We start from the raw sequence: 13,926 nt of genomic DNA, 5'->3' as shown, positions 1-13,926 counted from the left end.
CGATTTGTCGTAGGGATTGACCCGGCTCACGCCGCCTTGCGGCGCTCCGCCATTTCCTCGTTCAGCATCTCGGCCAGCAGGAACGCCAGTTCCAGGCTCTGACCCGCGTTCAGCCGGGGATCGCAATGCGTGTGGTAGCGGTCGGCCAGACCCTGTTCGGTGACGTCGATCATGCCGCCGGTGCATTCGGTGACGTTCTGCCCGGTCATCTCGCAATGGATGCCGCCGGCGAACGTCCCCTCCGCGCGGTGAACGGCGAAAAAACCGCGCACTTCGGCCAGGATCCGCTCGAACGGGCGCGTCTTGTAGCCATTCGCCGCCTTGACGACGTTGCCGTGCATCGGGTCGCAACTCCACACCACCGGATGTCCCTCGCGCTTCACCGCGCGGACGAGCGCGGGCAGGCCGCTCTCGATCTTGTCATGGCCATAGCGGGTGATGAGCGTCATCCGCCCGGGCGTCCGGCCCGGGTTCAGCGTGTCGAGCAGGCGCAACAGTGCGTCCGGCTCAAGGGTGGGGCCGCATTTCATGCCGATCGGATTGCCGATGCCGCGCAGGAATTCGACATGCGCCGACCCGTCGAACCGGGTGCGATCGCCGATCCACAGGAAATGGGCGCTGGTGTCGTACCACCCGCCGGTCAGGCTGTCCTGCCGGGTGAGCGCCTGTTCATAGGGGAGCAGCAGCGCTTCGTGGCTGGTGTAGAAGTCGGTCGCCTTGAGCTGCGGGACGCTGTCCGCGTCGATGCCGCATGCCTGCATGAAATCCAGCGCCTCGCCGATCCGGTCGGCGACGTCGGCGAACTTCTTGCTCCACGGACTCTTGCCCATGAAATCGAGCGTCCATTTATGGACCTGGTGCAGATTGGCGTAACCGCCACTGGCAAAGGCGCGCAGCAGGTTCAGCGTCGCCGCCGACTGGGTATAGCCACGGATCAGCCGCTGGGGATCGGGAATGCGCGATTCCGGGGTGAAGGCGATGTCGTTGATGATGTCGCCGCGATAGCTGGGCAGTTCGACGCCATCGATGGTTTCGGTCGGCGCCGAACGTGGCTTCGCGAATTGGCCCGCCATCCGGCCGAGCTTCACCGTCGGCAGCTTCGACGCGAAGGTGAGGACCACCGCCATCTGGAGGATCACCCGGAACGTGTCGCGGATATTGTTGGGGTGGAATTCGGCGAAGCTCTCCGCGCAATCGCCGCCCTGAAGCAGAAACGCTTCGCCGCGCGACACGCGGGCCAGTTCCTGGGTCAGCGCGCGTGCTTCGCCGGCGAAAACCAGCGGCGGGAAGCTGGCCAGTTGATCCGTTGCGGATTTCAGTCCGGCCTGATCGGGGTAATCCGGGAGCTGTCGGGCCTCGGCCTTCGTCCAGCTGTCGGGGGTCCAGTCCATCGCCTGCTCCAGGTTGCGGACATGGACGTACCAGTCCTGATGATGCGCGATTCCGTTTGCGGCGATCTGGTTCAACACGGCGGGAGACGCGCGCTTGCCGTCCTCCTCCCACCCCTGGACCGTGGAACCGGGGGTGTCGAACCACGCGCCGAAGGCGGCACGGGAAAGCGAGCGGTCTTCGCGGAAGCGGCGAATCTTGGTACCGGCGAGTGTCGTCATGATATGCGCCCTTTACCCAGGGCGGGTAAAGAGGTGCAAGGGCTAATTTCACCCTTTTCGGGTAATTTGCGCTGGGTGCAGTGGTTCAGCCGTGCTTCATGCGGATCGGGTGTTAGGTGGCGGGTGTTTTCGGGAGTGTCCAGATGATCCGGTTGGCGTTGTTCATGGCGATCGTCGCGTCCCCCGCCCTGGCGCAGGATGCCGGCGGCGAGGGAAGCGAGCCGCCCCAGAAGGTGCGGAGCGTCATCCTCTATGGCGACGACAAATGTCCGGCCGCCGCCGCCGATGAGATCGTGGTGTGCCACAGCGGCGGGGAATCGCCGTTTCGCATTCCCAAGAGCCTGCGCAAAAGCCCCGAACGCCCCGCCAATACCAGCTGGGTGCGTCGCGCCGAGTTGATCGACGAGGTGAACCGCGCGACCCTGCCGGGCAGTTGCAATCCGATCGGCAGCAATGGCCAGACCGGCTGCACGCTCAAGATGCTGCAACAGTGGAAGGCGGAGCAGGCCGCCAAAAAGGCCGAGGAGGCGAATATTCCACGCGCGCAAGACGAATGAAGCGGTTGCCCGGCGTCCGCTACTGACCAAAGCCCGGCGCGGCGGCGCGCGCAACGGCCTCTCGCGCCGCGGCGAACAGCGCGCCGGCCTTGGCCTCGCACTCGCGCTGTTCATAGGCCGGATCGCTGTCCGCGACGATGCCGGCGCCGGCCGTGACGTGCATCGTGCCGTCCTTCACGATCGCAGTGCGCAGGACGATACAGCTGTCCATCGAACCGTCTGGCGAGAAATAGCCGACGCCGCCGGCATATGGCCCGCGCTGTTCGGGTTCCAGCTCGGCGATGATCTCACACGCGCGCACCTTTGGCGCGCCGCTGACGGTGCCGGCGGGGAAACCGGCGAACAACGCATCGAGCGCGTCGGCATCCGGGCGCGACGTGCCGACCACGTTCGACACGATGTGCATCACATGGCTGTAGAATTCGACGGTGTAGCTGTCGGTGACGCGGACCGTTCCCGCCTGGGCGACGCGACCGACATCGTTTCGGCCCAGATCGAGCAACATCAGATGCTCGGCGCGCTCCTTCTCATCGGCGAGCAGGCTCGCGCGATTGGCGGCATCCTCCTCCGCATCGGCGCCGCGCGGGCGCGTGCCGGCGATCGGGCGGATGGTGACCTTTCCATCGCGCATCCGGACGAGGATTTCGGGGCTGGAGCCGGTGAGCGCGAAGCCGGGAAGATCGAGATAATAGAGAAATGGCGAGGGATTGATGCGGCGCAGTGCGCGATACAGTTCGATCGGGGGCAGCGCGAAGGGCGCGGTAAAGCGCTGCGCCAGCACCACCTGAAAGATGTCGCCGGCGGTGATGTACTCCTTCGCCCGGCCGACCATCGCCGCATAGTCCCCGGGCTTCATCACCGGCTGCGGATCGATCGGTTGCGCCGCCGTCCGGGCGCGGGCCGGAAGCGCGGCGGCGGCCAGCCGGGCAGCGGTGGCATCGATCCGATCGGCGGCGATGGCTATCAGATCGTCGGGATCGCAATCCGCGTCCGGCCACACCGGCGCGACGACGAAAAGCGCGTCGGTCAGCCGATCGAAGATCAGCACGACGGTCGGCCGGACGAAAATCATGTCGGGAAGGCCGAGCGGGTCGCTGTCGGCGCGGGGCAATTTCTCTGCCAGGCCGACCGTTTCATACCCGAAATAGCCGACCAGACAGGCGAGCGCGCGCGGCAGTTCCGTTGGTACGTCCATCCGGCACAGGCGCACCAGATCGCGCAACGCATCGAGCGTGGAGGACTGACAGGGGTGAAATGCGGCGCGGTCGCTCAGCCAGCGGTCGTTGATTTCCGCGCGTTGCCCCTCGGCGCGAAAGACGAGATCGGGGGCGAGTCCGATCAGGCTGTGTCGCCCGCGTACCGCGCCGCCCTCCACCGATTCGAGCAGGAAATCGCCGCGCCCCGGCTCGATCAGCTTCAGCGCGGCGGCGACCGGCGTGTCGGTATCGGCGAGCTGGCGCCGCCAGACCAGTGCCGGCCGGCCGTCGGCCAGTGCCGCGCGCGCCTGCGCGACGCCCTCCAGGCCGACGGCGAACGTCATCGGGTTCAGTCGGCCGAGGCGCGACCGGCGAGCTGCGCCTTGAGCTGCGCGATCGCCGCCTCGTTGCGCTTGACGCCGACCGACTTGCGCAGCGCGGCCACGAACTGCTCGGCGAATTCATTGCCGAGAATCTGGCCGAGCTGCCCGCGTGTCTGCTGGATCAACGCGTCATTGCCCTTGGCGTCGCCGCGCTCAATCTGGTCGAGCCAGATGATGAAATAGCCCGCGCCCTGCGGCGCTTCGGTCATCTTGGCCTTTTTCTCCGCCATGCTGAACATCAGGCGGACCGGCGGCGGCAGCTGCTGGCCCATCTGCGCCAGCTGGGCGCGCGAGGCGTCAAGCGGTTGAAGCGGGGGAAGGCGCAGGCCGCTCTTCCTCATCGCATCGGCGATCGGCGTCCCCTTGTTCACCTCGGCGAGGATCGCGGCGGCAGCCTTGCGCGCGCCCTGTAGCTGGCGGTCGCGGATCAGGTCGGCGGCGACGCGCGGCTTGATATCGGCGAGCGGACGCGGCGCGGCGGCGATCACGCGTTCGGTCTTGATGAGCGCGAATCCGCCATCCTGGCCGATCGGGATCAGCTGCGGATCGTCGCTCGCATCCATCGCGAAGCCGCCCTGCGCGATCTGTGCGATCGCCGGATCGGGCTGTGCCTGACCGCTGTCCATCGTCCGGCCGTCGGCGAACAGCGGGTCGGTGGTCTTCGCCTCGACCTTCGCTTCGGCGACCGCCTCGTCAAAGGTGGCGTTGTCGCCGACCGCGCCATCGATCTTGGCGCGCAGATCGGCGAGCGCTTCGGCTTCCTTGCGCTTGGCGATCTCTTCGGCGAGCGTCCCGCGCACCTGCGCCAGCGTCTTGCCCGGCACCTGCGTCACCTTTTCGACGCGAACGATGTGCCAGCCGAGCGGGGAGCGCAGCGGTCCCACCAGCGCACCCTGCTGTGCGGCGAAGGCGGCGTCGGCGATCGCCTGGCTGGTGTCGCGCGCCAGCGTCGCCTTGTCGGCGCTATCGACGGTCGATGCCTGAAGCCCTGCGGCCTTGGCGGCGTCGGACAGGCTCGCTCCCGCCTTCACCTTCGCGGCGATGCCCTCCGCCATTTTCTGGTCGGCGACGACGAGCTGGGTCAACGACCGCTTGGTCGATGGCGCATATTCGGCGGCCTTTTGCTTATAGGCGTCGGCGATTTCCGCATCGGTCGCCTTCGACACGGCGGCGAAGCGCGACGGCGCGACGATCGCATACCGGATCACCCGGCGTTCCGGCAGCGTGTAGCGGGTCGCGTTGCGGTCATAAAAAGCCTTCACTTCGGCGTCGGTCGGCGCCTTGCCGGGATCGATCGCCGATAGCGGGACGAAACCGACCGTTCCCTTGCGCCGTTCCAGCAGCAGCGAGGCATAGGGCAGCGCCAGCTTCGACGGCACCTCGACCCCGGTCAGGGTCGGCGCGATCAGCCACTGGTTCAGCGTTTCGCGGCGAACATCGGCGCGCAGCTGGTCCGCCGTGATGCCTTCACGGGCCAGCAACTGATCGAACTTCGCCTGGTCGAATCGGCCGTCAATGCCCTGAAAGGCCGGGATCGACGCGATTTCGCCATCGACCGAGGCCTTGGACACCGCCATGCCCTGCTGCTGCGCGAACTGTTCGATCACCAGGCTGTTGATGACCTGTTCGAGCACCTGGTCGAAACCGCCGCTGTTCACGAACTGGGTCATGTCGAGCATCTGCTGCTCCTGCCGCACCCGTTCGAACGCCGATTTGATACGGGCGCGCAGTTCCTGTTCGGTCACCTTCGCATCGCCCACCTGAACCAGCGCGCCGCCCGCCGGGGCGCCGCTCTGCCCCAGATGCATGACGTCGCCGAGCGCGAAGGCGATGGCGATGACGACAAGCAGGGCGAGGGCGATGAACTTGCCGGCAGTCGAGAAGAGCAGGCGCCGCAGAAAGCTGAGCATGGATATCCGATCGATGAAGTCTGGCGGGTGCTTTAGGGACGTGCGCGCGCCTCATCAAGCTTGTGTGCGCCACCGCCGCCGCCTAACGCGATGTCCGAAATCGGACAGCGGGAGGATCGAATGCGGCGCAAGCTGGTGGCGGGCAACTGGAAGATGAACGGCGTCACGGCGACGCTGGGCGAGGTCGAGGCGATCGCCGCCGCGGCTGCGGCCCATCCGGGGGTCGATGCGGCGTTGTGCGTGCCGGCGACGCTGATCGCGGCAGCGGTGCCGGTTGCGGGCGCGCTGCCGATCGGGGGACAGGATTGCCACGAAGCGGATTCGGGAGCGCATACCGGCTGTATCTCCGCGCCGATGCTGAAGGATGCGGGCGCCACGCTGACCATCGTCGGGCATAGCGAGCGGCGCGCCGACCAGCATGAGACGAGCCACGATGCCTGGGCCAAGGCGGCGGCGGCCCACCGCCACGGGCTGGACGTCATCCTGTGCGTTGGCGAGACCGAGGCGGAGCGGGATGCCGGCCGGGCCGAGCGGATCGTTCAGTCGCAGATCGAGAAATCGGTTCCCGACGATGCCGATGGCAGCTGGTTCACCCTTGCCTATGAACCGCGATGGGCGATCGGCACGGGACGCACCCCGACGCTGGAAGAGATCGCGTCGATCCACGCCATCGCCCGTGCGAAGCTGGCGATGATGATCGGAAGGGAGCGCGCTGAGGGAATCCGCATCCTGTATGGCGGGTCGGTCACCGGCGCCAATGCCGGCGACATTCTGGCGATCGACAATGTGGACGGCGCGCTGGTCGGCGGGGCCAGCCTGACCGCCGCGAAGTTCGTGCCGATCATCGAAGCGGCGGCGGCGCTCTGACTCCCGCGCCGTCGCCCGCGCCGTCGCCCGCCCCGGTCGAGGGTGCTCGCCGCCGGCTCGGGCGATGGGCGCTCGCCCTGTTCTATGCGGCAGCTGGATTAGCGCATTTCGTGTTCACCGATGCGATGGTGCGGATCGTTCCCGCCTGGGTGCCGTGGGACGCTGCCGAGGTCGTGCGGACCACCGGCATCGCCGAGTTGCTGGGCGCGGCGGGGCTGATGACGCGCAAGTGGCGGCTGACGGCCGGCTGGGCGCTCGCGCTCTATGCGCTCTGTGTATGGCCGGCCAACGTCAAGCACGCGATGATCGACCTGACATGGCTGGGCGGGAGCGGACGGGGGCTGTCGGCATGGTATCACGTCCCGCGCCTTCTGGCCCAGCCGTTGCTGATCGCATGGGCGCTATGGGCGGTGGGGGCGGTGCGGATCGACCGCGTCGAGCGGTCGCCAGAAGGATGATTGTCCGCGTGAAAACAGCGCGCTAGGCTGAATCCCGGACAGCAGGCGGGGACGCGATGACGGACGGGGCGGTGTCGGAGCCGGGGCGGCCATGTCCCGAATGCGGGTTCGCCGCCAGCCATAATTACTGCGCCGATTGCGGTTCGCCGCTGATCCGCGGCCGCGCCCCGATGCGTGCGGCGAAACTGATGTTCGCGCCGCTGTTCGACTATTTCGAGCAGGCGCGGGCGATCCTGTTCCCCCGCAGGCTGGTCGATGCGATCCGCGCCGGCCGCTTCGGATGGGGGGAGGCGCTCGCCTTCTGGTTGGCGGCGACGGCGATCGCGGCGCTGGTGAACGCGGTGGTGGACCGACCCGCGCTGACCCCGGTGACGTTACCGATCGTCGATGAGGTGAGCGAGGCGCTCATCGCCTGTGTGGTGCTGGTGCTGCTCTATTCCCCGGTCCATCCGTTGCTCAATCGCGGCGGCCGCGCCGTGCGTTACGGGGCATTCGTCGTGACGACGCTGGCGATCGGCGCGCTGCTCTACCCCTGGCTGGTGCTGGTCCAGGGCGTAATGGCGGCGCTCAGGGTCGAGGACCCGGTGGGGATCACCACGCCGGTTACGATGTTCTTCTTCACCGCGAGCTACGCGGCGCTCTATCGACGGCACTGGGGCAAGGTACTGGCCTGGATTGTCGGCTATTTCCTGGTCCTGGTGATCGTCGTGTCGGCGATCGGCGCGGCGGCGGGTGTGAACATCGATTGAGCGCCGCCGCGCCGGCCGGGACGATATGTTTACTTCGCGGGTGCCGGATCCGGGGCAATGCGGCTGCCGTCGGCATTCAGGCCCATATTCTTGAGGAACGGACCGATTTCCGGATCCTTCCCGTAGAAGGTACGGAACATCGGCGCATAATCCTCGGTATGACCCTTTGAAAGGATAAGGTCGCGGAAGCGCTGGCCGTTGGCGCGGGTCAGGCCTCCGTTGCGTTCGAACCAGTCGGTCGCGTCGGTCGCCAGCATCTTCGTCCACTGATAGGCATAATAGCCGGCCGAATAGCCGTTCGCCCAGATGTGCAGAAAATAGGTGGAGCGATAGCGGGTCGGCACGTCCGCCACGTCCAGTCCCGTCGCCGCCAGCGCCTGTTTCTCGAACGCGTCGGCATCCTGTTTCGGTGCGTCGGCGCTCAGGGCGTGCCAGCTCATGTCGAGTTCGGCGGCGGCCAGGGTCTGACCGACATCCCATCCGACATTGAAGCTGGAGGCGCGGCGGATCTTGTCGATCAGCGCCTGGGGCATTGGCGCCCCGGTCTTGTAGTTGACCGCATAATGCGGAAGCACCTTGGGATCGAGCGCCCAATGTTCGTTGAACTGCGACGGGAACTCGACGAAATCGCGCGCGGTGTTGGTCCCGGACACGCTCGGATAGGTCTGATTGGCGAACAGGCCGTGCAGAGCATGGCCGAATTCGTGGAACATGGTGGTGACGTCGTCGAAACTGATCAGCGCGGGCTGCCCCGCGGCCGGCTTGGTGAAATTGGCGATGTTGTAGATGACCGGCTTCGTCCCCAACAGCTTCGACTGGTTGACGAGGTTCGACATCCACGCGCCGCCCTGCTTGTTGTCGCGCTTCCAGTAATCGAAATACATCAGGCCAAGCGGCTGGCCATTCTCTTCGAACACCTCATAGACCATGACGTCGGGGTGCCACACCGGGATGTCGGTGCGGCGCTTGAACGTGATGCCGTACAGTTCGGTCGCGGCGCGAAAGACGCCATCGACCAGCACCTTGTTGATTTCGAGATAGGGTTTCAGCTCGTCCTGGTTGAGGTCATAGCGTGCCTTGCGCAGGCGTTCGGCATAGAATTGCCAGTCCCAGGGGCGCAGTTCGAAATCGCCGCCATCGGCCTTGATCTGCGCCTGGAGTTCGGTCGCCTCGCGCTTCTGTTCGGCGGCGAGGGGTGCGCCCATCTGTTGCATGAAGGCCAGCGCGGTCTTCGGCGTTCGCGCCATCTGGTCCGCCAGGACGTAATCGGCCCAGGTCGGAAAGCCCAGCAGCCTGGCCTTTTTCGCGCGCAGCATGGCGATGGTCGAGATCGTTCCGCGCAGATCGTTGCCATCTCCCTTCACCGCGCGCGTCCATGAGGCGTCGAACAGCGCCTTTCGGGTCGCGCGATCGGTCAGCGAGGCCAGCGCCGGCTGTTCGGTGGTGTTCTGAAGCGGGAGTACCCACTTTCCGGCCAGGCCGCGGGCCTTTGCCGCATCCGCCGCTGCCGCGATCTCCGCGTCCGACAGGCCCGCCAGCTTCGCCTTGTCATCGACGACCAGCGCCCCCGCTTTTGCCGCCGCCAGCAGCTTTTGCTGAAACGTCGTTTCAAGCGTCGAAAGGTCGCGATTATATCCGCTCAACACCTTCTTGTCGGCGGGCGAGAGCAGCGCACCGGCGCGTACCATGTCCTGATAGCTGAGGGTGAGCACCTGAAGCTGTTCGGCAGACAGGCCCAGCGTCGCGCGGCGGTCATATAGCGTTTTCACCCGCATGAAGAGCTTGGGATTGAGCGCGATCGCGTCACGATGCGCCGCGAATTTCGGGGCCAGCGCGGATTCCGCCTTTTGCAGCGCCTCGTCGGTATTGGCCCCGGTCACCGTGTAGAATGCGAGCGACGCCCGCTCGAGCAGCCGGCCCGAACGCTCCATCGCCGCGATCGTGTTGTCGAAGGTGGCGGGCGCCTTGTTGTCGGCGATCCGCGTGATCTCTGCGCGCTGCGCCGCCATCCCGGCCTCGATCGCCGGCTGATAATCCGCGTCCTTGATCCGGTCGAACGGCGCGGCCTGAAACGGCAGGCTGCTTGGTTTTGCGAACGGATTGGACGCGGGCAGCGTCTGGGCGAGCGCCGGAGTCGATAGCAGGGCGAGGGCCGAAATCGCGGAGGTGAAACGCATGGGATACTCCAGAGGAAGCGGGCGGGGGGCGCCGCGCGGGCAACGTGGGACCATGCCGAATGGTTGCATCGCGCCGTCGGACAGGATCGCCAACGACTCGAACCCGGCACGATCCGAACGCGATAGTATATCATAAACCACGCGCGTGAAGCATCGTGGTTGCGCGCGGGAGGTGGCGCGCGATGCCGGTTCCGGCGATTTTCATTCGTCCGGCTTGCCCTGTCGGGCATCGCGGCCTAACGGGGCGGCGGCCACGCCTTTGGGTGGGGCCGATCGCGCCGGTACCGGGAACGCAGTGGACCTTTGGGTGAATCTGCGGCTGACCCTGCAACTGTGAGCGGCGAGTGCGGCATGCACGTGTCCCGATATCGGGGCGCAGCCACTGAAGGATTTTCCTTCGGGAAGGCGGATGCCGGACGATGACCCGCGAGCCAGGAGACCGACCGGAGCGATGTCGCTCTTGCCGGGTTCATGGGACTGACCGGGCGCGAAGTCTTTCGTCTGAGCGACGAACGTGCGGCGGGGGCCGCATCGGTGAGGGGCCGGGGCGTCAGCGTCCGTCCGCGGCCCGTCATCGACCGTTCGCGCGGAGGCCCCGGTCGATGTCGCTCGACGCCGGGACTGAAGATCGATGAAGCATATCCGTTTTGTACCCGCGCTCCTGCTCGCCGGAGCCGCCGCCACGCCCGCCTGGGCGCAAACCGTCGACCCGGACGGTGCCGCCGATCAGGACCTGATCGTCACCGGCACACGCGCCGACACCGCGATTCCGGTCGGCCAGACCGGCGGCGCGGTTACCGTGCTCGACTCCGCCGCGCTGGAGGAGCGACAGACGCGGATGGTCGCCGATATCCTGCGCGACGTGCCGGGCGTCGCGGTCGCCCGCGTCCCGGGTCAGACGCAGATCCGCCTGCGCGGCACCGAGGCGAACCAGGTGCTGGTCCTGATCGACGGGATCGAGGTGTCGGATCCGTTCACCGGCGAATTCGACCTTGGCACGCTCCCCGCCGATGCGGGCGGCCGCATCGAGGTGCTGCGCGGACAGCAGAGCGCGATCTATGGCTCTGACGCGATCGGCGGCGTCATTCACTATATCACCGCCACCGGGCGAGAGATGCCCGGCCTGTCGGCGCGTATCGAGGCCGGATCGCTGGGAACCGTCAATGGCGCTGTCCGCGCCGCCGGCGGGGGTGACGTGGCGGATTATGCCCTGACCGCGACGCTCAATACCATGGCTGGCACCAGCAATGCCCGCACCGGCGGACGCGACCTGCGCGACGATACCGGGGCGATCGCGTTCAAGGGGAACTGGCAGCCGGGGGCCGATGCACGGATCACCGCCGTGGCGCGCTATTCGCACAGCCGGCAGGATTTCAACGACACCGATTCGAACCCCGCCAGCCCGACCTTCGGCTATGTCGTCGATACGCCGGGCAACCATGTGGAGAGCGAGGGGCTGTACGCGCTGCTGCGCGGAACCTTCACCCTGCTAGACGGCCGGTGGAGCCACAGCGTCAGTGGACAGATCGCGGATACCCGCCGCGACGGATATAATGCGGCGGGCCGCAGCTATGGCGATGTCGGCACGCGATTGAAGGGATCGTACGAAACGACGCTGACGCTGGGGGGGGCGGCATTTCGCCAGCTGTTCACCGTGGCCGCCGATGTCGAGCGCGAACGCTATCGCAACACCGATCCGACCGGGTTCGCGTTCACCGGCGCCCGCCATGTCTCCAATGTCGGCATCGTCGCGCAATATGAAGCGCGCATTGGCGAGCGTGGCGCTTTCGGTGCGTCGTTGCGCCATGACGCCAATGATCTGTTCGACGACACGACGACCTATCGCCTTCAGGGCAGCTATCGCTTCGCCAGCGGCACCAGGCTGCGCGCGGCGGCTGGATCGGGTGTGAAGAACCCCGGATTTTACGAGCTTTATGGCTATATCGATGGGCGCTTCATCGGCAATTCGGCGCTGAAGCCCGAACGGTCGGAAGGTTGGGAAGCGGGGATCGAGCAACAGGTCGATGGCGGGGGAATCGTGTTCGGCACGACCTATTTCCAGAGCGTGCTGCGCGACGAGATCTACACCAGCTATCCCGCCCCCACCTATGTCGCGACGCCGGCGAACAGCACCGGACGGTCGCGCCAGCATGGCGTGGAGGCCTATGTGAATGCGCGGCTGGGCGCCGGCTGGCGGATCGACGGCGCCTATACCTGGCTTCATGCGCGCGAGCGCGGGGCGGAGGAAGTGCGTCGGCCGCCCCACAGCGCCAGCCTGGCGGTGAACTGGTCCGCGCCGGACGGGCGCGTGTCGGTCAATGCCGTCGTCCGCTATACCGGCGTTGCGCGCGACCTTGCCTATATCGATCCTTCCTATGTGCCGGTGCGCGTGCGACTGGACGATTATGCGCTGGTCAATCTGGCGGCGGAATGGCGGGTGACCCGGACGCTGTCGGTGTTCGCGCGCGGGGATAATCTGCTCGACGCGCGGTATGAAAGCGTCTTCAGCTTCACCAATCCCGGCATCACCGGGGTCGCGGGCATGCGCGCCAGATTCTGAAGGACCGCGTCCGGGGCTTGGCCTTTCCGCGCGGAAAGGCCTAAGCGCGGGGCAGAAGAACAAGCGGAGGATGGGCGATGGCAGGGGTTTGGTTCGACGAGATGCATGTCGGACAGACGTTCGAGCATCCGATCCGGCGGACGGTGAGCGAGACGGACAATGTCCTGTTCACCGCGATGACCCATAATCCCGCGCTTCTTCACCTTGATGAGGAATATATGAAGGGGACGGAGTTCGGCGCCCGGATCGTCAACTCCGCCTTCACGCTCGGCCTGATGGTCGGCATTTCGGTGGGCGATACGACGCTGGGTACGGCGGTCGCCAATCTCGGCTGGGACGAGGTGCGTTTTCCAAAACCGCTGTTCCACGGCGACACGGTGAACGTGGTGACGGAGGTGATCGAGCTGCGCGAATCGCGATCGCGGCCGGAGGCGGGGATCGTCACCTTCCTCCACCGTGCCTATAATCAGCACGGCGATCTGGTCGCATCGTGCAAGCGCTCTGGTCTTCAGCGCAAGCGGCCCCAGGCATGAGCGCGCGCCGGCCGCTTCGTTCGATGCTGTTCATCCCGGGGGACAGCGAGAAGAAGATGGGAAAGATCGCCGCGTGCGGTGCGGACGCGGTGATCCTCGACCTGGAGGATTCGGTCGCGCCGGAAAACAAGGATGGCGCCCGCCAGCTGGTTCGCGATTATCTTCGGGCGCATCCCGCCGGCGCGCGCGGGCCGCAACTATGGGTGCGGATCAATCCGTTCGACACCGGGCTGACGCTTGCCGATCTGACGGCGGTGATGGCGGGTCAACCGGACGGGATTCTTCAGCCCAAGATCGACGGCCCGGCGGACGTCGCGCGCCTGTCCCACTATCTCGACGCGTTCGAGGCGGCAAACGGGATCGCCGCCGGCGCGACCGCGATCATCCCCGTCGCGACGGAAACGGCGACCGCTCCCTTTCACCTGGGCGAATTCGCCAAGACCTCGCTGCCGCGCCTGGCGGGCCTGACCTGGGGAGCTGAGGACCTTGCCGCAGCGATCGGGGCGAGCGGCAATCGCGCCGCCGACGGGGGGTGGGCGTTCACCTTTCGTATGGCGCGCTCCCTGTGCCTGCTGGCGGCCCATGCCGCCGGCGTGCCGGCGATCGAGACCCTGTACGCCGACTTTCGCGACGAGGACGGGCTTCGCGCCAGTTGCCGGGAGGCGCGGGGCGAAGGGTTTGGCGGCAGACTGGCCATCCATCCGGCACAGGTCGCATCGATCAACAGCGGCTTCACCCCCGATGAAGACGAGATCGCGCACGCCCGTCGGGTCGTAGATGCCTTTGCCTCCGCGCCGGGCGTCGGGACGATCGGCATCGACGGAAAGATGTACGACATTCCGCACCTGAAGGCGGCGCAGCGCGTGCTCGACCAGGCCGGGGCGTTCGGCGTTAACTAGCGCGCGTATCAAAATCGAACGTGGGTT

Annotated in this window: 11 protein-coding genes and 1 riboswitch; of the genes, 7 read left to right on the top strand and 4 right to left on the bottom strand. The window is 66.6% G+C overall.

The window, feature by feature from the left end:
• Positions 1-26 precede the first annotated feature (26 nt).
• Positions 27-1,391, bottom strand: coding sequence for a class II 3-deoxy-7-phosphoheptulonate synthase (locus KF783_RS05700; RefSeq protein WP_294077559.1), 1,365 nt, complete (start codon positions 1,389-1,391; stop codon positions 27-29).
• 362 nt (positions 1,392-1,753) lie between these two features.
• On the opposite strand from KF783_RS05700, the gene KF783_RS05695 reads away from it, so the two are divergent.
• Positions 1,754-2,167 (top strand): hypothetical protein, encoded by a 414-nt coding sequence (locus tag KF783_RS05695; protein WP_294077277.1) that lies wholly within the window; start codon positions 1,754-1,756, stop codon positions 2,165-2,167.
• 19 nt (positions 2,168-2,186) lie between these two features.
• On the opposite strand, the gene trpE is transcribed toward KF783_RS05695, so the two are convergent.
• Complete coding sequence (trpE, locus tag KF783_RS05690; protein WP_294077276.1) at positions 2,187-3,707, bottom strand: anthranilate synthase component I; 1,521 nt, start codon at positions 3,705-3,707, stop codon at positions 2,187-2,189.
• Positions 3,708-3,712: 5 nt separating this feature from the next.
• The gene (locus KF783_RS05685) at positions 3,713-5,656 is read right to left on the bottom strand and encodes a SurA N-terminal domain-containing protein (protein WP_294077275.1); all 1,944 of its coding nucleotides are present in this window, start codon (positions 5,654-5,656) and stop codon (positions 3,713-3,715) included.
• A 120-nt stretch (positions 5,657-5,776) separates the two neighbouring features.
• On the opposite strand from KF783_RS05685, the gene tpiA reads away from it, so the two are divergent.
• The 3 genes from tpiA to KF783_RS05670 all read left to right on the top strand — a co-directional run bounded on the left by tpiA (position 5,777) and on the right by KF783_RS05670 (position 7,730).
• Positions 5,777-6,523 carry a triose-phosphate isomerase gene (gene tpiA / locus KF783_RS05680; RefSeq protein WP_294077274.1) on the top strand — a complete coding sequence of 249 codons (747 nt, stop codon included), beginning with the start codon at positions 5,777-5,779 and terminating at the stop codon, positions 6,521-6,523.
• Between the two features lie 110 nt (positions 6,524-6,633).
• Entirely contained in the window at positions 6,634-6,981 is a 348-nt protein-coding gene (locus tag KF783_RS05675; protein ID WP_294077273.1) for a hypothetical protein, read from the top strand.
• Positions 6,982-7,037: 56 nt separating this feature from the next.
• The gene (locus tag KF783_RS05670) at positions 7,038-7,730 is read left to right on the top strand and encodes a hypothetical protein (RefSeq protein WP_294077271.1); all 693 of its coding nucleotides are present in this window, start codon (positions 7,038-7,040) and stop codon (positions 7,728-7,730) included.
• 29 nt (positions 7,731-7,759) lie between these two features.
• Here KF783_RS05670 and KF783_RS05665 read toward each other — a convergent pair whose 3' ends face one another.
• Positions 7,760-9,907, bottom strand: a complete 2,148-nt coding sequence (locus KF783_RS05665) for a M3 family metallopeptidase (RefSeq protein ID WP_294077269.1) — start codon at positions 9,905-9,907, stop codon at positions 7,760-7,762.
• 244 nt (positions 9,908-10,151) lie between these two features.
• A riboswitch (cobalamin riboswitch) is annotated at positions 10,152-10,370 on the top strand.
• A gap of 168 nt (positions 10,371-10,538) precedes the next feature.
• Here KF783_RS05665 and KF783_RS05660 point away from each other — a divergent pair.
• From KF783_RS05660 to KF783_RS05650, 3 genes are all read left to right on the top strand, one after another.
• Positions 10,539-12,467 (top strand): TonB-dependent receptor, encoded by a 1,929-nt coding sequence (locus KF783_RS05660; RefSeq protein ID WP_294077268.1) that lies wholly within the window; start codon positions 10,539-10,541, stop codon positions 12,465-12,467.
• A 77-nt stretch (positions 12,468-12,544) separates the two neighbouring features.
• Entirely contained in the window at positions 12,545-13,000 is a 456-nt protein-coding gene (locus tag KF783_RS05655) for a MaoC family dehydratase (protein ID WP_294077267.1), read from the top strand.
• On the top strand, positions 12,997-13,899 hold the full coding sequence (locus KF783_RS05650; protein WP_294077265.1) for a CoA ester lyase: 903 nt from the start codon (positions 12,997-12,999) through the stop codon (positions 13,897-13,899). Before KF783_RS05655 ends, KF783_RS05650 begins: the two co-directional genes overlap by 4 nt.
• Positions 13,900-13,926: the final 27 nt, after the last annotated feature.

It is taken from the genome of Sphingomonas sp. (genome assembly GCF_019635455.1).
Classification (GTDB): Bacteria; Pseudomonadota; Alphaproteobacteria; order Sphingomonadales; family Sphingomonadaceae; genus Sphingomonas.
The sequence above is the reverse complement of the archived record's forward strand: the minus strand, read 5'-3'. Positions and strand labels throughout refer to the sequence as shown.